17 protein-coding genes and 4 tRNA genes are annotated in these 17,867 nt (G+C 58.7%); 9 read left to right on the plus strand and 12 right to left on the minus strand.

Translation table 11 applies throughout. From position 1 onward, the window contains the following. Positions 1-7: 7 nt before the first annotated feature. Positions 8-409 (plus strand): type IV pilin protein, encoded by a 402-nt coding sequence (locus tag AB4P92_RS20300; RefSeq protein ID WP_395598058.1) that lies wholly within the window; start codon positions 8-10, stop codon positions 407-409. Positions 410-466: 57 nt separating this feature from the next. Then, positions 467-1,567: a glycine oxidase ThiO gene (gene thiO / locus AB4P92_RS20305; protein ID WP_042561133.1), complete on the plus strand. Its 1,101-nt coding sequence runs from the start codon at positions 467-469 to the stop codon at positions 1,565-1,567. A gap of 129 nt (positions 1,568-1,696) precedes the next feature. On the opposite strand, the gene AB4P92_RS20310 is transcribed toward thiO, so the two are convergent. The 4 genes from AB4P92_RS20310 to AB4P92_RS20325 all read right to left on the minus strand — a co-directional run bounded on the left by AB4P92_RS20310 (position 1,697) and on the right by AB4P92_RS20325 (position 5,995). After that, entirely contained in the window at positions 1,697-3,043 is a 1,347-nt protein-coding gene (locus tag AB4P92_RS20310; RefSeq protein ID WP_042561132.1) for a sigma-54 dependent transcriptional regulator, read from the minus strand. Beyond that, positions 3,040-4,629 (minus strand): sensor histidine kinase, encoded by a 1,590-nt coding sequence (locus AB4P92_RS20315; protein ID WP_395598059.1) that lies wholly within the window; start codon positions 4,627-4,629, stop codon positions 3,040-3,042. Before AB4P92_RS20315 ends, AB4P92_RS20310 begins: the two co-directional genes overlap by 4 nt. Further along, the gene (locus AB4P92_RS20320) at positions 4,619-4,852 is read right to left on the minus strand and encodes a PP0621 family protein (RefSeq protein ID WP_042561130.1); all 234 of its coding nucleotides are present in this window, start codon (positions 4,850-4,852) and stop codon (positions 4,619-4,621) included. The genes AB4P92_RS20315 and AB4P92_RS20320 overlap by 11 nt, the downstream gene beginning before the upstream one ends. Positions 4,853-4,978: 126 nt before the next feature. Beyond that, positions 4,979-5,995, minus strand: coding sequence for an outer membrane protein assembly factor BamD (locus AB4P92_RS20325; RefSeq protein ID WP_042561129.1), 1,017 nt, complete (start codon positions 5,993-5,995; stop codon positions 4,979-4,981). 151 nt (positions 5,996-6,146) lie between these two features. On the opposite strand from AB4P92_RS20325, the gene rluD reads away from it, so the two are divergent. The 7 genes from rluD (at position 6,147) to AB4P92_RS20360 (ending at position 11,233) form a co-directional block, all read left to right on the plus strand. Beyond that, positions 6,147-7,109, plus strand: a complete 963-nt coding sequence (rluD, locus tag AB4P92_RS20330; RefSeq protein ID WP_042561128.1) for a 23S rRNA pseudouridine(1911/1915/1917) synthase RluD — start codon at positions 6,147-6,149, stop codon at positions 7,107-7,109. Next, entirely contained in the window at positions 7,106-7,828 is a 723-nt protein-coding gene (pgeF, locus tag AB4P92_RS20335; RefSeq protein WP_395598060.1) for a peptidoglycan editing factor PgeF, read from the plus strand. Before rluD ends, pgeF begins: the two co-directional genes overlap by 4 nt. Before the next feature lie 130 nt (positions 7,829-7,958). Further along, entirely contained in the window at positions 7,959-10,523 is a 2,565-nt protein-coding gene (gene clpB / locus AB4P92_RS20340; RefSeq protein ID WP_042561126.1) for an ATP-dependent chaperone ClpB, read from the plus strand. Positions 10,524-10,819: 296 nt separating this feature from the next. Then, positions 10,820-10,895 (plus strand) — tRNA-Asn (locus AB4P92_RS20345). A gap of 9 nt (positions 10,896-10,904) precedes the next feature. Next, positions 10,905-10,981 (plus strand) — tRNA-Pro (locus AB4P92_RS20350). Between the two features lie 5 nt (positions 10,982-10,986). Beyond that, positions 10,987-11,062 (plus strand) — tRNA-Lys (locus tag AB4P92_RS20355). A 94-nt stretch (positions 11,063-11,156) separates the two neighbouring features. After that, positions 11,157-11,233, plus strand: a tRNA-Pro gene (locus AB4P92_RS20360). A 136-nt stretch (positions 11,234-11,369) separates the two neighbouring features. Here the strand turns inward: AB4P92_RS20360 and AB4P92_RS20365 are convergent. The 8 genes from AB4P92_RS20365 to AB4P92_RS20400 form a co-directional block, all read right to left on the minus strand. Next, positions 11,370-11,777, minus strand: a complete 408-nt coding sequence (locus AB4P92_RS20365; protein ID WP_200613043.1) for an EF-hand domain-containing protein — start codon at positions 11,775-11,777, stop codon at positions 11,370-11,372. Positions 11,778-12,071: 294 nt separating this feature from the next. Further along, positions 12,072-13,370, minus strand: a complete 1,299-nt coding sequence (locus AB4P92_RS20370) for an NAD(P)/FAD-dependent oxidoreductase (protein ID WP_042561124.1) — start codon at positions 13,368-13,370, stop codon at positions 12,072-12,074. A 63-nt stretch (positions 13,371-13,433) separates the two neighbouring features. Further along, on the minus strand, positions 13,434-13,607 hold the full coding sequence (locus AB4P92_RS20375) for a DUF3094 family protein (protein ID WP_042561123.1): 174 nt from the start codon (positions 13,605-13,607) through the stop codon (positions 13,434-13,436). A 51-nt stretch (positions 13,608-13,658) separates the two neighbouring features. After that, positions 13,659-14,186: an MOSC domain-containing protein gene (locus AB4P92_RS20380; protein ID WP_042561122.1), complete on the minus strand. Its 528-nt coding sequence runs from the start codon at positions 14,184-14,186 to the stop codon at positions 13,659-13,661. Further along, positions 14,183-14,809 (minus strand): DUF1780 domain-containing protein, encoded by a 627-nt coding sequence (locus tag AB4P92_RS20385; protein ID WP_007909887.1) that lies wholly within the window; start codon positions 14,807-14,809, stop codon positions 14,183-14,185. The genes AB4P92_RS20380 and AB4P92_RS20385 overlap by 4 nt, the downstream gene beginning before the upstream one ends. A gap of 57 nt (positions 14,810-14,866) precedes the next feature. Beyond that, positions 14,867-16,150, minus strand: coding sequence for a C4-dicarboxylate TRAP transporter large permease protein DctM (gene dctM / locus AB4P92_RS20390; RefSeq protein ID WP_261736619.1), 1,284 nt, complete (start codon positions 16,148-16,150; stop codon positions 14,867-14,869). Further along, positions 16,147-16,779: a TRAP transporter small permease gene (locus AB4P92_RS20395; RefSeq protein WP_042561120.1), complete on the minus strand. Its 633-nt coding sequence runs from the start codon at positions 16,777-16,779 to the stop codon at positions 16,147-16,149. The genes dctM and AB4P92_RS20395 overlap by 4 nt, the downstream gene beginning before the upstream one ends. 73 nt (positions 16,780-16,852) lie before the next feature. After that, positions 16,853-17,848, minus strand: a complete 996-nt coding sequence (locus AB4P92_RS20400) for a TRAP transporter substrate-binding protein (protein ID WP_150597108.1) — start codon at positions 17,846-17,848, stop codon at positions 16,853-16,855. Between the last annotated feature and the right edge of the window lie 19 nt (positions 17,849-17,867).

Genomic DNA, 17,867 nt, shown 5'->3' on the forward strand with positions numbered 1-17,867 from the left:
TTGAGGCATGCGCAGAACCAACCGAGGTTTCACCCTGATCGAAATCATGATCGTGATTGCGATCATCGGGATTGTGCTCACCATCAGCATTCCAAGTTACAACGAATACGTGAAGAAAGGCCGCCGCGCCGAAGTGGTGTCGCTGCTCTCGGAGCAGGCACAGAGCCTCGAACGTTTCTACACCAAGAACAATGTCTATACCGGTATCACCGGTTTGAGCGCGGGCAATGATTTCTACACCCTTACGCCGACGATCACAGATCAGACCTTCCTGCTGACGGCCGCCCGTAAGACGGGCACGGCCATGGCCACCGACAAGTGCGGGGATTTCACCCTGACCAATACCGGTGTCAGAAGCATGAACAACGCGACCACCGGGCTGACCACCAAGGATTGCTGGGGCCGCTGAGGCGCTTATCTTCGGGCGCCTTTTGCGCCCACTGTCTTTTTTACGGTTGGATCAAACATGACCAGGCAACAGCAAGTGGTGATTGTCGGTGGCGGGGTGATTGGCCTGCTGACCGCCTACAACCTCGCCTCCGAAGTGCGCAGCGTGGTGCTGCTGGACCGCTCGAATGTCGGCCGGGAATCGTCCTGGGCGGGCGGCGGTATCGTTTCGCCGCTGTATCCCTGGCGCTATAGCCCGGCGGTCACGGCCCTGGCGCATTGGTCGCAAGATTTTTATCCACAGCTCGGCGAGCGTTTGTTTGCCGATACCGGCGTTGATCCTGAAGTCCACACCACGGGTTTGTACTGGCTGGATCTGGACGACGAAGCCGACGCGCTGGCGTGGGCTGAGCGGGAAAACCGTCCGTTGCGGGCAGTGGATATCTCGGCGGCGCATGATGCCGTGCCGGTGCTCGGTGCCGGATTCTCGCGGGCTATCTACATGGCCGATGTGGCCAACGTAAGAAATCCACGCCTGGTGAAATCCCTGAAAGCAGCCTTGCTGGCGCTGCCGAACGTGACTATTCACGAGCAGTGCGAAGTCAGCGGTTTTGTTCGCGAGGGCGAGCGGGTTGTTGGCGTGCAGACTTCCACTGGCGTGATCACTGGGGATCAGGTCGTGCTGACGGCTGGCGCGTGGAGCGGTGATCTGCTTAAGACGCTGGATCTGACGCTGCCCGTCGAGCCAGTCAAAGGCCAGATGATTCTCTACAAGTGTGCGGCTGACTTTCTGCCGAGCATGGTGCTGGCCAAGGGGCGCTATGCGATTCCGCGTCGTGACGGGCACATACTGATTGGCAGCACGCTGGAACATGAAGGCTTCGACAAGACCCCGACCGATGTGGCGTTGCAAAGCCTCAAGGCTTCGGCGGTTGAGCTGTTGCCGGCACTGGCGGATGCCGAAGTGGTGGGGCATTGGGCAGGGTTGCGTCCGGGTTCGCCGGAGGGGATTCCCTACATTGGCCGAGTGCCAGGGTTTGAGGGGCTGTGGCTCAATTGCGGGCATTACCGCAACGGTTTGGTGTTGGCGCCGGCGTCGTGTCAGTTGTTTGCCGATGTGATGCTGGGGCGAGCGCCGATTATTGATCCGGCGGCGTATGCGCCTGAAGGCCGTATTTAGCCGTGGATTGTCCAGGCGTCTGTTAGATCGCCATCGCGGGCAAGCCCGCTCCCACAGTGTTCGTGGTGTTCATCGAACCCATGTACACCAACAAAACCTGTGGGAGCGGGCTTGCCCGCGATAGGGCCCTCAATCCAGACCGAGTTTCTTCAGGCGATAACGCATCGAGCGGAACGAAAGACTCAACCGCTGCGCCGCCGCAGTCCGATTCCAGCGGGTCTCCTCCAGCGCCTGCAAAATCAGTTTACGTTCGACGTTCTCCAGATAATCCTCCAGATTGTCGATCTGCGTCAGATCGGCAATCGCGCCATCCGCTGCACAGTTGCCCTCGCTCAAGCGCAAATCTTCAGCCTCGATCGTACGGTTCTCGCACAAGGTATGCGCCCGTTCGAGCACGTTCTCCAGTTCCCGCACATTCCCCGGAAACCGATAGTTTTTCAGAGCCTCCAAAGCGTGCAGATGCAGGCATGCCGCTGGTTGGCCGGTGTCTTTGGCCAGGCGCTGAAGCATGTGCGCCGCCAGCACTTCAATGTCATCCCGTCGCTCGCGCAGGGGCGGCACACGCAATTCGATCACGTTTAGCCGGTAATAAAGATCCTGACGAAAGCGCTCGGCGGCGACTTCTGCGTCGAGGTCCTTGTGCGTCGCGCAGAGAATGCGCACATCGACCACGGTTTCCTGCTGACCGCCGACACTGCGTACGGCTTTTTCCTGAATCGCCCGCAGCAGCTTCACCTGCATCGACAGTGGCAAGTCCGCCACTTCATCGAGAAACAATGTGCCGCCCTGTGCTGCCTGGAACAGGCCCGGTTTGTCCTCGACCGCGCCGGTAAAACTGCCTTTGCGATGGCCGAAAAACTCGCTTTCCATCAGTTCCGAGGGTATTGCCCCGCAGTTCACCGGCACGAACGGCTTGCCGGCGCGAGGCCCTTGTTCGTGGATCAGTCGTGCGACCAGCTCTTTGCCGCTGCCGGATTCGCCGCTGATGTACACCGGGGCCTGGCTGCGAGCGAGCTTGTCGACTTGTTTGCGCAGGTTGCGCATCGGCGGCGAATCACCCAGCAAGCGTCGATCAATTGAGGTGCTTGCGTCGCCAGCGGCGGGCATGCGCAGTGCTGTCGCGACCAATTCCCGCAGTCGGGTGAGATCTACCGGTTTGGTCAGAAAGTCGAAAGCTCCCGCCTTCAACGCATTGATTGCCGTTTCCAGGCTGCCGTACGCGGTGATCATCGCCACCGGCAGTTGTGGATAACGTTGCTGAATATGCTGCACCAGTTCCAGTCCCGTGCCATCGGGCAGGCGCATGTCTGTCAGGCACAGGTCGAAGGTCTCGCGCTGCAACAGCGCCTGGGCCTCCCCCAGATTGCGTGCGCTGTAGCTGTTGAGTTTCATCCGTCCCAGGGTGATTTCCAGGAGTTCGCGGATATCGGGTTCGTCGTCGACGATGAGGATTTTTTGCCGTGGGCTCGTGTTCAACTTTGTTTCCGTCCGTGAGCAAAGGTGATGCGAAAGCAGCCGCCGCCTTGGCGTGGATTGAAGTCTAGGCGCGCTTGGTTGCTTTCGCACAGCTCACGGGACAGATAAAGCCCAAGGCCGGTGCCTTGGCTGCTGGTGGTGAAGAACGGTTCGAACAGATGCGCTTGCTGATCAAGCGGTACGCCGGGGCCGTTGTCCTGAACCTCGAGTACCGCCAGTTGGCTTTCGGGGTTTATGAACAGGGCCAGCCAGACCTCGGCGTGATCATGCAGCATGGCGCTGTGACGCCAGCCGTTGCGTAAAAGATTGTCGAGAATTTGTGTGAGCTGGTTGGGATCCATCAGGGTGGCGAAGTCGCCCGAGTTGATGCGCAGATGAATCTTCTGCCGCTCGGTAGCCTGCATGCGGCTCTCAGTGACGAAGTTTTCCAGCCACGGCTTGAGGTCCAGCCGTTGTGGAGCGCTCTGTTGACGGCGGGACAGTTGCAGGACGTTTTCGATAACTCGGTTCATGCGCTGGGAGTGGTCTTGAATAATCTGCGTCAGACGCCGATCCGCGCTATCGAGTTCCTCGGACTCCCCCAACAACTGCGCGGCATGACTGATGGCGCCCAGCGGATTGCGAATCTCGTGGGAAATGCCGGCCGTCAAACGCCCGAGCGCGGCAAGTTTCAGTTGCTGGGCTTGTTGAGCGATCTGCGCGAGGTCTTCGAGAAACACGAGGGTTTGCTGATTGGGGCTTTGTTCGAGGGCGATGAAGCTTGGCTGCAGTTCCAGGCCGTTGCCGGGGATTTTCAGACTTTGTGGGCGCAGTGTCGGGTTGTTCAGCCACAGTTGCAGGCGTTCGACCAGGGCGGTCGAATAATCGTCGATCAAATGGCCCTGAAGGTGCGATTGCGCGAGCAGGGTCTGCGCGCTGTGATTGGCCAGCTGTACCCGGCGTTGTTCGTCGAGCACCAGGATCCCGGTGCGCATGCGTTGCAGGATCAGCGCATTGAGAGCCTCCAGACCGACCACTTTGCTGGCGGTTTGCTCGGCCAGGGTTTCGCTGACCTCCAGCCGCCGGACCAGCCCCTGCACCAGCAACGACGCGGCAAAACACAACGCGCCAAGGGTGCCGGCCTGCAGGTATTCGTTGGCGCTCAGGGGATGGCTGAAACTCAGCAGAAAGCTTAAACCGACAATGCCGATGGCGCCGATGGCGGCGATCAGCAGACCGATGCGGCGGCGCAGCAAGGTATTGCTGATCGCCACAGAAACGATCAGCAAGTTGCCGAGCGCACTGGCCACGCCGCCAGCCGCGTAGAACAAGCCGCACAGCATCAGAACGTCGACCAGCGCCAGGCTGAACAATTGCGCGGGGCGTCGGGTGTTCTCCAGGAACACCACCAGCAAAATGTTCAGCACCAGATACAGCCAGCTGCCGTTGCGCAGCAGATCGTCGTTGGCCGACGTCAGCAGGCGGTTGTCCATGTTGCTGGAGATCAGCAGCACCAAGGTGATGCCGACACTTAAACGGTAAAGATGATAAAGGCGCAGCAGACGCTGAGCCTGTTTGCTGTCGGCGTGGGAGGCCTCAGCGATCACTGGAACCTGGGCCTTGCTCGAGGTGAGCCTGGCTGCAATACCACTGTTGTTGAAGGCTCAGCGCGCGGTCGCGGGGCAGATGCACGCCGCAATGGGCGCAGCGCACCATCGGCGCAGCATCTTGCTCGCGAGGAGACTGGGCGGACGAAGCAGGGGCCTTGAACTTGCGCCACAACCAAATCGCGGCAAATATCAGGGCAATCCAGAACAATAAACGAAGCATGATGAGCGGCTTTTCGACGGATGATTCGGCAGTTTAGCCAAGGTCCTGACAAGCGCACAGCGCTATTAAGGGCGGTAATGAAAAAGGGAGATCCGAAGATCTCCCTTTTCTGTGCATCCGGTGTGATCAGTCGAACACGCCGAAAGTCATGTAGCTGAACCACGAACGGTCGGTATCGGCAGATTCCGGCTCCGGCTCTTCGATCACGTCGCCGTTCTCGTCTTTAGGCTTGAGCTCGTTCGGGATCGAGTCTTTCGCGTCCTGGTACTGCTTCTGCACGTCCTGGTTGGCGCGGGTCTCTCCCGGCGGCAGTGGCGGACGCGACTCGATCAGACCGAGGGTCGCCTTGCTCAGGAACGAACGGTTGTCGGCTTCTGCAACCCTTGGCACGAACTGGCCGTCTTGCAGGGTCGGGTGATCCGGGTAGTTGAGCTTCAGGGTTTCCAGGCTGGTGTTGGCCAGTTCGTCCAGGTGCAGACGCTGGTAAGCCTCGGTCATCACCGCCAGGCCGTCGCCGACCGATGGGGTTTCCTGGAAGTTTTCCACTACATAACGGCCACGGTTGGCGGCGGCGACGTAAGCCTGACGGGTCAGGTAATAGTCGGCTACGTGGATTTCGTAGGCGGCCAGCAGGTTGCGCAGGTAAATCATGCGCTGCTTGGCGTCCGGCGCGTAGCGGCTGTTCGGGTAGCGGCTGGTCAGCTGTGCGAACTCGTTGTAGGAGTCGCGGGCAGCGCCCGGGTCACGCTTGGTCATGTCCAGCGGCAGGAAGCGCGCCAGCAGGCCGACGTCCTGGTCAAAGGAGGTCAGACCCTTGAGGTAATACGCGTAATCCACGTTCGGATGCTGCGGATGCAAACGAATGAAACGCTCGGCGGCAGACTTTGCAGCCTCCGGCTCAGCGTTCTTGTAGTTGGCGTAGATCAGTTCGAGTTGTGCCTGATCAGCGTAGCGACCGAACGGATAACGCGACTCCAGGGCCTTCAGCTTGGCTGTGGCGCTGGTGTAGCTATTGTTGTCCAGGTCCTGCTGAGCCTGCTGATACAGCTCGGCTTCACTCAGGTTTTCGTCTACGACTTCCTTCGATGAGCAAGCAGCGGTCAATGCGAGGATGGCGATCAGCAGCAGGTGTTTCACTTGCATGGCGGCTTGCGTCCCTATGACGGCCGCTGTCTTGGGCGGGGCCGTCCTGTTATGATGAGCGCCCCGTTGAAAAGCCTCGGGGCAAAAGACGCCGTATTTAACCACAAGCGCGCAGCCGAAACCAAAAGCTGTGCCGACGCACAGTCAGAGCATGTCCGATAAAATTGAACTTCGCGCAGAGGTGCCGTCCGAATTGGGCGGCCAACGCCTCGATCAAGTCGCTGCCCAACTCTTCGCTGAGCACTCACGCTCGCGCCTTTCCGCCTGGATCAAAGAAGGTCGCCTGACTGTGGACGGGGCGGTCATCCGCCCGCGCGACATCGTTCATGGCGGTGCCATCCTTGAACTGACTGCCGAGCAGGAAGCTCAGGGTGAGTGGATCGCCCAGGACATCGAACTCGATATCGTCTACGAAGATGACGACATCCTGGTGATCAACAAGCCTGCGGGCCTGGTGGTGCACCCGGCTGCCGGTCACGCTGATGGCACGCTGCTCAACGCCTTGCTGCACCATGTGCCGGACATCATCAATGTCCCGCGCGCCGGTATCGTGCATCGCCTGGACAAGGACACCACCGGTCTGATGGTGGTGGCCAAGACCATTCAGGCGCAGACAAAGCTTGTTACTCAATTGCAGAGTCGCAGCGTCAGCCGGATCTACGAGTGCATCGTGATTGGCGTGGTCACCGCCGGGGGCAAGATCAACGCCCCGATCGGTCGTCACGGCCAGCAGCGCCAGCGCATGGCGGTGATGGAGGGCGGCAAGCCTGCCGTCAGCCACTATCGCGTGCTGGAGCGTTTCCGTTCCCACACTCATGTGCGGGTAAAACTGGAAACCGGTCGTACTCACCAGATTCGCGTGCACATGGCGCACATCAACTTCCCGTTGGTCGGCGATCCGGCGTACGGCGGTCGTTTCCGCATTCCGCCAGCCGCGAACGTGAACATGGTCGAAACCCTCAAGCAGTTCCCGCGTCAGGCACTGCACGCGCGTTTCCTTGAGCTGGATCATCCGACGACCGGTCAGCGCATGAGCTGGGAATCGCCGTTGCCGGAAGATTTCGTCTGGCTGCTGACCCTGCTCAAACAGGATCGCGAGGCGTTCATCGGATGAACTGGCTGACGCCGGACTGGCCTGCGCCGGCCAGCGTCAGGGCCTGTGTCACTACCCGCGAGGGAGGTGTCAGCGAGGCGCCGTTCGACAGCCTCAATCTGGGTGATCATGTTGATGATCGTCTCGAGGCTGTTGCCGAGAATCGTCGGCGACTGACCGATCACTTCTCTATAAAGCCTGCCTGGTTGCAGCAAGTTCACGGGATTGCCGTGGCACAGGCTGACCCAGGCATTGTGGCGACGGCAGATGCCAGCTGGACTGCAACGCCTGGTATCGCCTGCGCTGCGATGACGGCAGACTGTTTGCCGGCATTGTTCTGCGATCGTGCCGGCACGCGTGTCGCGGCCGCTCATGCCGGTTGGCGTGGTCTGGCGGCAGGCGTGCTTGAGGCAACTCTCGACAGCCTCGATGTTCCGGCTGCAGAGGTGCTGGTCTGGCTCGGTCCGGCCATTGGCCCCAAAGCCTTTGAAGTTGGTCCGGAAGTACGGGAAGTCTTCATCAATCAACTGCCTGAAGCAGCAGAAGCGTTCGTACCGAGCGACAATGCCGGCAAGTTCATGGCTGACATCTATCTGCTGGCGCGCCTGCGTCTGGCTGAACGGGGTGTCACGGCTGTTTATGGTGGCGGTTTCTGCACCGTGACCGATCCGCGCTTCTTTTCTTACCGCCGTGCGTCGCGCACCGGTCGTTTCGCCTCCCTTGTTTGGCTCACCCGCTAAACTCTCTGATCTGCATCAACTCACCGACGCTTGAATCTCCCAGAATCGACCGCATCTACAGTGGTATCTGGCAGGTTTCTTTATTCAGGATGGTTTCTTAGGTCCGGCCTGCTCAAAAGGAAGGTGACCCATGCGTATAGACCGTTTAACCAGCAAATTACAGTTGGCCTTGTCCGACGCCCAGTCGTTGGCTGTCGGCCACGATCATCCGGCCATCGAGCCGGCGCACTTGATGCAGGCCATGCTTGAACAGCAGGGTGGTTCGATTAAACCTCTGCTGATGCAAGTAGGCTTTGACGTCAACAGTCTGCGAAAAGAGCTGACCAAAGAGCTCGATCAATTACCAAAAATCCAGAACCCGACTGGCGACGTGAATATGTCGCAGGATCTGGCGCGCCTGCTCAATCAGGCTGATCGTCTGGCCCAGCAGAAGGGCGATCAGTTCATTTCCAGCGAACTGGTGTTGCTCGCTGCGATGGACGAAAACAGCAAGCTCGGCAAGCTGTTGCTCGGCCAGGGCGTGAGCAAGAAAGCTCTGGAAAACGCGATCAACAACCTGCGCGGTGGCGAAGCCGTTAACGACGCCAACCACGAAGAGTCGCGTCAGGCGCTGGATAAGTACACCGTCGACCTGACCAAGCGCGCCGAAGACGGCAAGCTTGATCCGGTGATCGGCCGTGACGACGAAATCCGTCGCACCATTCAGGTTCTGCAGCGTCGCACCAAGAACAACCCGGTGCTGATCGGTGAGCCTGGCGTGGGTAAAACCGCGATTGCCGAAGGTCTGGCCCAGCGCATCATCAACGGCGAAGTGCCGGATGGCCTCAAGGGCAAGCGTCTGCTGTCCCTCGATATGGGCGCACTGATTGCTGGTGCCAAGTATCGCGGTGAGTTCGAAGAGCGCCTGAAATCGCTGCTCAATGAGCTGTCGAAGCAGGAAGGGCAGATCATTCTGTTCATTGACGAACTGCACACCATGGTCGGTGCCGGTAAGGGCGAAGGCTCCATGGATGCGGGCAACATGCTCAAGCCTGCGCTGGCTCGCGGCGAGTTGCATTGCGTTGGCGCAACCACGCTCAACGAGTACCGCCAATATATAGAGAAGGATGCGGCCCTCGAACGGCGTTTCCAGAAAGTTTTGGTGGAAGAGCCGAGCGAAGAAGACACCATCGCAATCCTGCGTGGCCTCAAAGAGCGTTACGAGGTTCACCATAAAGTCGCGATCACCGACGGCGCGATCATTGCGGCGGCCAAGCTCAGCCACCGCTACATCACTGATCGGCAGTTGCCGGACAAGGCCATCGACCTGATCGACGAGGCCGCCAGCCGCATCCGCATGGAGATCGATTCCAAGCCGGAAGTGCTGGATCGTCTGGAGCGCCGTTTGATTCAGCTGAAAGTTGAATCTCAGGCACTGAAGAAAGAAAGCGATGAAGCGGCGATGAAGCGCCTGGAAAAACTTCAGGAAGAAATCGTCCGTCTTGAGCGCGAATACTCGGACCTGGAAGAAATCTGGAACTCGGAAAAAGCCGAGGTGCAGGGTTCTGCACAGATTCAGCAGAAGATCGAACAGTCCCGTCAGGAACTGGAAGCCGCGCGCCGCAAAGGCGATCTGAACCGCATGGCGGAGTTGCAGTACGGGGTCATCCCGGATCTGGAACGCAGCCTGCAAATGGTCGACCAGCACGGCAAGAGCGAAAACCAGTTGCTGCGCAGCAAGGTGACTGAGGAAGAAATCGCGGAAGTCGTGTCGAAGTGGACCGGCATCCCGGTGTCGAAAATGCTCGAAGGCGAGCGCGACAAGCTGATGAAGATGGAAAGCCTGTTGCACAAGCGCGTGATCGGTCAGGAAGAGGCGGTCGTGGCGGTCTCCAATGCGGTGCGTCGTTCGCGTGCCGGGTTGTCCGACCCGAATCGTCCGAGCGGCTCGTTCATGTTCCTCGGCCCGACCGGTGTTGGTAAAACCGAGCTGTGCAAGGCTCTCGCCGAGTTCCTCTTTGATACTGAAGAGGCGATGGTGCGGATCGACATGTCCGAGTTCATGGAGAAGCATTCCGTGGCACGGCTGATCGGTGCGCCACCGGGATACGTCGGTTACGAAGAGGGCGGTTATCTGACCGAAGCGGTACGGCGCAAGCCTTACTCGGTGATCCTCTTGGACGAAGTCGAGAAGGCGCATCCGGATGTGTTCAACATTCTGCTGCAAGTGCTTGAGGATGGCCGTCTGACCGACAGTCATGGCCGTACGGTCGATTTCCGTAATACCGTGATTGTCATGACCTCTAACCTCGGCTCGTCGCAGATCCAGGAGCTGGTCGGTGATCATGAGGCACAACGTGCGGCCGTCATGGACGCGCTGACTTCCCACTTCCGTCCGGAGTTCATCAACCGTGTCGACGAGGTGGTGATCTTCGAGCCTTTGGCGCGGGATCAGATCGCGGGTATCACCGAGATCCAGTTGGGCCGCCTGCGCAGCCGTCTGGCCGAGCGCGAGCTGAAGCTGGAACTGAGTCCGGAGGCGATGGACAAGCTGATTGCCGTCGGCTACGACCCGGTCTATGGCGCACGTCCTCTGAAGCGGGCGATCCAGCGCTGGATCGAAAACCCGTTGGCGCAACTGATCCTGTCGGGGCATTTCCTGCCCGGCGCGACAGCAACAGGTGCAGTGGAGAACGACGAAATCGTTTTCAACTGATCCGCAGCGTCAATAAAATAAGGAAGGCCTCGCATTGCGAGGCCTTTTTTTCGCCAGGCTGTTGAACTGAAAGGAAAAGGCTTGTAAAGTGCGCCCCGCAGTCAGTCACCCACAAGGGTTTCAGCTCACTGAGCGGAAATCTGAAATAAGTTGCAAATCATTAACTTGAAAGCGATTTAGGGGGTTGACAGAGGTGTTCTAGGTTGTAGAATAGCGCGCCTCAGACACACGAACGCAGCGATGCGAACGGAGTCTGAAAGCTTCAAGTTTCACCGTTGTAAATTGAAATATGTAGTTCCGTGATAGCTCAGTCGGTAGAGCAAATGACTGTTAATCATTGGGTCCCAGGTTCGAGTCCTGGTCACGGAGCCAATTTCAAACCGGGGTATAGCGCAGTCCGGTAGCGCGCCTGCTTTGGGAGCAGGATGTCAGGAGTTCGAATCCCCTTACCCCGACCATTTTTGGGTCGTTAGCTCAGTTGGTAGAGCAGTTGGCTTTTAACCAATTGGTCGTAGGTTCGAATCCCACACGACCCACCATTTTTGAAACCAGTTAACGCTGGGATCGAATCTTAAGATCAGAGGCCAAAAGCGCTGATCGAAGAAGGCGATCGAAAGGTCGCCTTTTTTTTACCGGGGTATAGCGCAGTCCGGTAGCGCGCCTGCTTTGGGAGCAGGATGTCAGGAGTTCGAATCCCCTTACCCCGACCATATTAAAAATCCTCGTATCGAAAGATACGGGGATTTTTTTTGTCCGGCATTTATAAGCCCCACAGCAACAGTGCTTGTTTGGGGCGTAAAAAAGCCGCGTTTTCCAAAGGAAGACGCGGCTTTGTCTACAGCCGACTCAGGCGCCGTCTTGATCTTTCAGGTGTTCGAACAGACCCTTGGGCATTTTCTTGCCGTTGGCTTCGAAGTTGGCTTTCACGTTGTCATACGCCTCTTGCTCATCGATGAAGCCGTCATGGTTGGTGTCGATCTTGTCGAAGTCGGATTTCGGCGCGACTTTGATGAACTCGGCGCGCGAGACTTTGCCGTCGCCATCGCTGTCGGTCTTGGCCATCGAGGCGTCGCCGCATTTGCCCTCACCGCATTTGCCTTCCGGGGTTTTTACCGAGGTTTCTGCTGAAGCGACCATGTAGCCCTGAGCCAGTGGCTGCGCGGCGAATACCGAGCCGGACAGCATCAGACCTCCCGCCAGTGCAGCGCCGAGCAGGCCAATGGATTTTTTGCCGAGAGTCGAGTGATGGGACATTGCATTCTCCTACGGTTGCACAGCGCAACCACACGTTAAGGACGATCAGCCGGAGCAGGTGTGCTCAGGTGGGGCCATTAGGCGGTGGCGGTGTATCGCGTCTGTGTCGTGGAGCGGGGCGTTTGTAAGCGAAGGTGGGGAGAGCGGGGCGGGATACAGTCAGACACATCTCTGCAGATCACCCTCAAACCCTGTAGGAGCATTCGAGTGAAACGAGGCTGCGATCTTTTGATCTTGATCTTTAAAAACCAGGTCAAAAGATCGCAGCGTGCCGCAGCTCCTACAGGTATTGCATCAATGCAGCTTCAGACGCGGCTCAGTCCCGCGACCGATCTTGCTGCCCAGCATCAGCATTGCCGTGCGGAAAGGCCCGTACAGCGCCATCTGGTGCATGCGATACAGCGACACGTAAAACATCCGCGCCAGCCAGCCTTCGAGCATCACGCTGCCGGTCAGGTTGCCCATCAGGTTACCCACAGCCGAGAAGCGCGACAGCGAAATCAGCGAGCCGTAGTCGGTGTATTTGTACTCCGGCAGGGTCTTGCCTTCGATGCGCAGTTTCAGCGACTTGGCCAGCAGTGACGCCTGTTGGTGCGCGGCTTGCGCACGCGGCGGCACGTTGCGGTCGGAGCCAGGTTGCGGGCATGCGGCGCAATCGCCGAACGCGAAGATGTTTTCGTCGCGGGTGGTTTGCAGGGTTGGTAGCACTTGCAGTTGATTGATGCGGTTGCTTTCCAGGCCATCGAGATCCTTGAGGAAACCCGGTGCGCGAATGCCCGCCGCCCAGACCTTCAGGCTAGCCTTGATCTCGTTGCCATCGGCGGTAATCAGGCTATCGGCCGTCACTTCGCTGACCGACGCGTTGGTCATCACGTTGACCCCGAGTTTCTCCAGCGTTTTGTGCACCGGCCCGCTGATGCGCTCCGGCAGGGCAGGCAGCACCCGTGGCCCGGCTTCGATGAGGGTGATGTGCATGTTTTCCGGTTTGATGCGATCGAGGCCGTACGCCGCCAGTTCATGCGCCGCGTTGTGCAGTTCTGCCGCCAGCTCGACTCCAGTAGCACCGGCGCCGACGATGGCCACGCTGATCTGCTGGACCACATCGGTCTGCCCGGCATGGGCACGCAGATAGTGGTTGAGCAGTTGCTGGTGGAAACGCTCGGCCTGTTTGCGCGTGTCGAGGAACAGGCAGTGCTGCGCGGCGCCCTGAGTGCCGAAATCGTTGGTGGTACTGCCGACTGCGATCACCAGCGAGTCATAAGCCACTTCGCGGGCGGGCACCAGTTCGACGCCGTTTTCGTCGTAGGTGGCGGCCAGCTGGATTTTTTTCGCGGCACGATCAAGCCCGCTCATGCGCCCCAGCTGGAACTCGAAGTGGTTCCATTTTGCCTGGGCAACATAGTTGAGTTCGTCTTCGGAGGAGTTCAGCGATCCAGCCGCCACTTCGTGCAACAGCGGTTTCCAGATGTGCGTCAGGTTCGCGTCGACCAGCATCACACTGGCCGTGCCGCGCTTGCCCAGAGTCTTACCCAGGCGGGTAGCCAACTCCAGACCGCCGGCGCCGCCGCCGACAATAACAATACGATGGGACATAGGGATAACTCGCAAGGTTTTTAAAAGAAATCGGTGCGATTACCCGAGCGAGCGCGATGCAGCTCATAGCGTCAGGTAACTGATAAATCGGCTCAACAGGCCCAGACCAATGGTCACTGCCAGCACCAGCACCAGGAGCATCCACGGCCGGAAAGGCCGGCGCTCGACACGGTGTTGGGAAAGTTGCAGGTACTCTTCGACATGCTTTTGGTCTTCGGGTTTCAGGCGGCTGGTCATAAAGGCCTCGTCAGGTAGACGTTGCTGAATGTGCAGAAGCTACAGCGGTTTTCAACCGGGGTTGAACGCAGCATAGCCGCTGTCCGGAACCGGTTCGACACAGAGGCTATCGTCGAGGCGAATGATGCCGCTTTGTAACACCCGCGCGGTGATTCCGCCATGCCCGCGCACCGCTTGAAAGGTGCCGGGGCCGAGGTTGTTCTGCAGGCGTGCGCAGGGCTGGCACCAGCCGGTGGTTTCGAAAATCGCCTGACCGATACGAAAGCGCCTGCCCTTGAGGCTGAACAGGTTGATCCCGCTTATAACGAGATTGCGCCGCAGATCTTCAGGTTTTACCGGTTGATCGTGCGGGCGTCCCATCAATGCGCTGATCACGGCCAGATGTTCCCACTGAATCAGCGTCACTTGCCGTGCGTTGCGCACCCCGGGGCGGGCGTGGTCGCCGGTCAGTCCGGCTTCAAGGCGTGCTTCAACGGCATCGAGTTCGATCATCGGTCCACGGGATTCGGGACGCACGCCGATCCAGCGCACGGTGCCGGTTTGCGGGACATCGGCGATCAATTGCTGAAGTGGTGTCACAGGCTGATCCCTACATCGAAGACGATGCTGCGCCCCAGGTTACTGCGCAGAAAGTCTGGTGCATCGGGGTGCGCAAACAGCACGCGGGCGAACGTCGGGCCGACGAGGGACAGCGAACGCCAGCCCTGACGCAAATATTCGGTCGGCGGTGGAAAGTGGCTGTTGAGGTCCAGCACTTCGCGCTTGAGGCTGGCGAACGCGATGATGTCCAGCTCGCCCAGATCCATGCCGCGCTCCTTGTAGTTGTGGGCTTTTTTACGCAGCGTCGGCGCGAGGCGCAAGAGGAATTCATTGGCCGGAATCCGCTTTGGCTTGGCTTCGCGGCGCACCAGTTGACTGAGGGAAAACGCGCTGCGCCGACGTTGCAGTTCATCGCGCCATTCGTCGTTAAGCCTGCGCCCCTCGTCGAGGACGAAGAATACTTCGAAGTTGGCGTCGCGAAACAGCACGTCCGGCGGCTCGCCAGCAGGCGCGAATTCGTCGGCGCGATAAGGAATGTTCAGGCCTTGCAGCAGGCGCTGGCAGACCCAACGCTCACGCTCCCATTTGCGGGCATTGGACAGGAATGCGTTGGCCTGCTCGGCCGCGATGGTCAGCAGGCGTAAGTAATCTGAGTCATCCATAGGCCAAGCTTAGCGTTCAAATGTGATCGAAGTAGTGGCCAGGAAAACTCTTCCCGGTTACGTCATCGCCAGCCAGTTTGGCAGGGCCAGCGAAATCCACGGTACATAGGTTATCAATATCAGGAACAGTAACAGGATAATCAGCCAAGGCATCGCCGCACGGATGGTGGCACCCAGCGACATGCCTGTCACCGCCGACGTGACGAACAGGTTCAGCCCCACGGGCGGAGTAATCAGCCCGATCTCCAGGTTCACCACCATGATGATGCCCAGGTGGATCGGGTCGATCCCCAACTGCACGGCAATCGGAAACAGGATCGGCGCCAGGATCAGGATGATTGCCGAAGGCTCCATGAACGCCCCCGCCACCAGTAATACGATGTTCACCACCAGCAGGAACGTCACCGGCGTCAGCCCCGCGCCGATGACCCAGGCGGTGATCTGTTGCGGAATTTGCTCGGTGGTCAGCACATGAGCGAACAGCATGGCATTGGCGATGATGAACATCAGCATGATGCTTAGCTTGGCGGATTCCAGCAGCACTTTCGGTGTCTCACGGAACGTCATGTCCTTGTAGACGAACAGTGCAATGAATGCCGAGTAGACCGCCGCGACTGCCGCCGCCTCGGTCGGGGTGAACATTCCTGAGTAGATGCCGCCCAGGATGATGACCATCAGCAACAGGCCCCAGATGGCTTTGCGTGCTGCCGTAAACCATTCACGAACGGTGGCACGTGGCATGGCGGGCAGGTTTTTCCTGACGGCGACGACATAGATAGCCACCATCAGCGCGGTACCCAGCAGCAAACCCGGTATGACCCCGGCCATGAACAGCTTGCCGACCGAGGTCTCCGTCGCAGCGGCATATACGACCATGACGATGGAGGGTGGAATGAGAATGCCCAGCGTACCGGCATTGCACACGATGCCGGCACCGAACGCCTGTGGATAACCGGAGCGGACCATGCCCGCAATTGCGATGGAACCCACGGCCGCGACCGTTGCAGGGCTCGAGCCGGACAGCGCGGCGAACAACATGCACGCGAGGACGGCTGCGATGGCCAGACCGCCGCGAATATGACCGACACACGCATTGGCAAAGTCGATCAGGCGTCGCGCGACGCCGCCCGTGGTCATGAACGCGCCGGCCAGCAAAAAGAACGGGATCGCCAGTAACGTGTAGTGCTCGGATGTCTCGAATAACTTGATGGCCAGTGAGCGCACGGAGTCGGGGCTGAACAGAATGATCGTCATCGAACCGGCCAAACCCAGGGAAATGGCGATCGGCACGCCGATGAACATCAGCACGAACAGGGCGACGAAGAGGAACAGAATGGTCATTTCTTGTCATCCTCATGCTCGGTCAGTTTCATCGCATCTGCGGCTTCATCGGCCAGGCCCAGACCGGTTTGACGGTGTTGCACAATGCGCACGAGGATTTCGGCAAAGCGAATGAACACCAGAGCGAAACCGACAGGCACGATCAGCCCGATGTGCCACTGCATGATGCCGTAGTGACCGAGATCCTCGGCGCCGATACCGGCGATGAACAACGTCTGAATCCATTCGAAACTGCTGACACTGAGCAGCCCCGCATAGGCGAGACAGCACAGGCAGGCAATGATGGCGATGATGCGCTGAGCCGGTTTGCTGGCCAGCTTCACCAAGGCATCGACGCCGATATGCCCGGCAGTGCGCACGCCATAGGACAAGCCAAAAAAGATCAGCCAGGCAAACAGGGCTTTGGTCAACGCGATGCTCCACGTCATGGCCTGGGCCATCCCCATGATGCTGTCGCCAATCGCGAATAACGGTTCACTTGCGCCTTGCCATTGCTCAGCGAAGCTGTAGAAAACGCTATAGAGGTTGTTCAGGATGACGTAAACGAACGTCACCAGCGTCATTGCCGCCAACAGGAAAACAATGAAGCCTTCCTCGAAGTGGTCCCAGATGCGCCGCAAGGCATTCATGAGTGGCTGCTCCCGATCGAGTGACGACAATGAAACAGGTGCCGCCCTTTTGAGGTGGCACATGCGGGCAGATTTACTGAGCCTGGTTTGAGGCGTCGGCGGCCTTGATCAGGTCGGCGCCGATAGCACCTTCGAACTTCGCCCAGACCGGCTTCATTTTTTCACGCCACTCGCCACGTTGTTCCGGAGTCAGCAGGATGATTTCAGTGGTTTTGGCGTCGACGATATGCTGTTTGGCGTCCTGGTTGAGCTTCTCGGCGTCTTTGTTCACCTGGGCGGTAACCTCGACGATTATTTTGTCCAGTTCGGTTCTCACATCCGGCGGCAAGCCATTCCAGAACTTGGTATTGGTGATCAGCATGTAATCGAGCAAGCCATGGTCGGATTCGGTGATGAACTTCTGCACCTCGTGCATTTTCTGACTGAAGATGTTCGAGTAAGGGTTTTCCGCACCATTCACGACACCGGTCTGCAAGCTCTGATACACCTCGGCGAAGCTCAACTTGCGCGGGTTGGCTTTCACTGCTTTGAATTGTTCATCTAGTACGGCCGACGCCTGTACACGGAATTTCAGACCCCGGGCATCGCCCGGTACAACCAGCTTCTTGTTGGCGGACAACTGCTTCATGCCGTTGTGCCAATAAGCCAGGCCTGTGATGTTCTTGCTTTCCATCGACTTGAGCAGTTCCTGGCCTTGAGGGCTGCGCTGGAAACGGTCGACGGCCGAGATGTCGTTGAACAGGAACGGCAAGTCGAATAGCTGCAATTTCGGTGTGTATTGTTCGAACTTTGCCAGCGACGGGGCAATGAGTTGCACATCGCCCAACAGCAGCGCCTCCATTTCCTTGCCGTCGCCAAACAATGAAGAGTTCGGGTAGACCTCAACCTTGACCTTGTCCTTCAGGCGTTCTTCGACGAGTTTCTTGAATAGCAGGGCGCCTTGGCCCTTGGGCGTTTGCTCGGCGACTACATGGGAAAACTTGATAACGATTGGATCGGCCGCCAGCGCCAGGCCCGATACGCCCAGCGCAAGTGCGCAGACGACTGCGTTGCGCAATGATTTAAGCATTGAGATGTTCCTCTTGTTT

Origin of the sequence: Pseudomonas sp. A0308 (assembly GCF_044218815.1) — a bacterium.
Classification (GTDB): domain Bacteria; phylum Pseudomonadota; class Gammaproteobacteria; order Pseudomonadales; family Pseudomonadaceae; genus Aquipseudomonas; species Aquipseudomonas iridis.

Excerpts from the sequence above, each read along its gene's own strand:
- AB4P92_RS20300 (WP_395598058.1), top strand. The coding sequence starts at position 8 with ATGCGCAGAACCAACCGAGGTTTCACCCTGATCGAAATCATGATCGTG.
- thiO (WP_042561133.1), top strand. The coding sequence starts at position 467 with ATGACCAGGCAACAGCAAGTGGTGATTGTCGGTGGCGGGGTGATTGGC.
- AB4P92_RS20320 (WP_042561130.1), bottom strand. The coding sequence starts at position 4,852 with ATGCTTCGTTTATTGTTCTGGATTGCCCTGATATTTGCCGCGATTTGG.
- AB4P92_RS20325 (WP_042561129.1), bottom strand. The coding sequence starts at position 5,995 with ATGCAAGTGAAACACCTGCTGCTGATCGCCATCCTCGCATTGACCGCT.
- rluD (WP_042561128.1), top strand. The coding sequence starts at position 6,147 with ATGTCCGATAAAATTGAACTTCGCGCAGAGGTGCCGTCCGAATTGGGC.
- pgeF (WP_395598060.1), top strand. The coding sequence starts at position 7,106 with ATGAACTGGCTGACGCCGGACTGGCCTGCGCCGGCCAGCGTCAGGGCC.
- clpB (WP_042561126.1), top strand. The coding sequence starts at position 7,959 with ATGCGTATAGACCGTTTAACCAGCAAATTACAGTTGGCCTTGTCCGAC.
- AB4P92_RS20365 (WP_200613043.1), bottom strand. The coding sequence starts at position 11,777 with ATGTCCCATCACTCGACTCTCGGCAAAAAATCCATTGGCCTGCTCGGC.
- AB4P92_RS20370 (WP_042561124.1), bottom strand. The coding sequence starts at position 13,370 with ATGTCCCATCGTATTGTTATTGTCGGCGGCGGCGCCGGCGGTCTGGAG.
- AB4P92_RS20375 (WP_042561123.1), bottom strand. The coding sequence starts at position 13,607 with ATGACCAGCCGCCTGAAACCCGAAGACCAAAAGCATGTCGAAGAGTAC.
- AB4P92_RS20385 (WP_007909887.1), bottom strand. The coding sequence starts at position 14,809 with ATGGATGACTCAGATTACTTACGCCTGCTGACCATCGCGGCCGAGCAG.
- dctM (WP_261736619.1), bottom strand. The coding sequence starts at position 16,150 with ATGACCATTCTGTTCCTCTTCGTCGCCCTGTTCGTGCTGATGTTCATC.
- AB4P92_RS20395 (WP_042561120.1), bottom strand. The coding sequence starts at position 16,779 with ATGAATGCCTTGCGGCGCATCTGGGACCACTTCGAGGAAGGCTTCATT.
- AB4P92_RS20400 (WP_150597108.1), bottom strand. The coding sequence starts at position 17,848 with ATGCTTAAATCATTGCGCAACGCAGTCGTCTGCGCACTTGCGCTGGGC.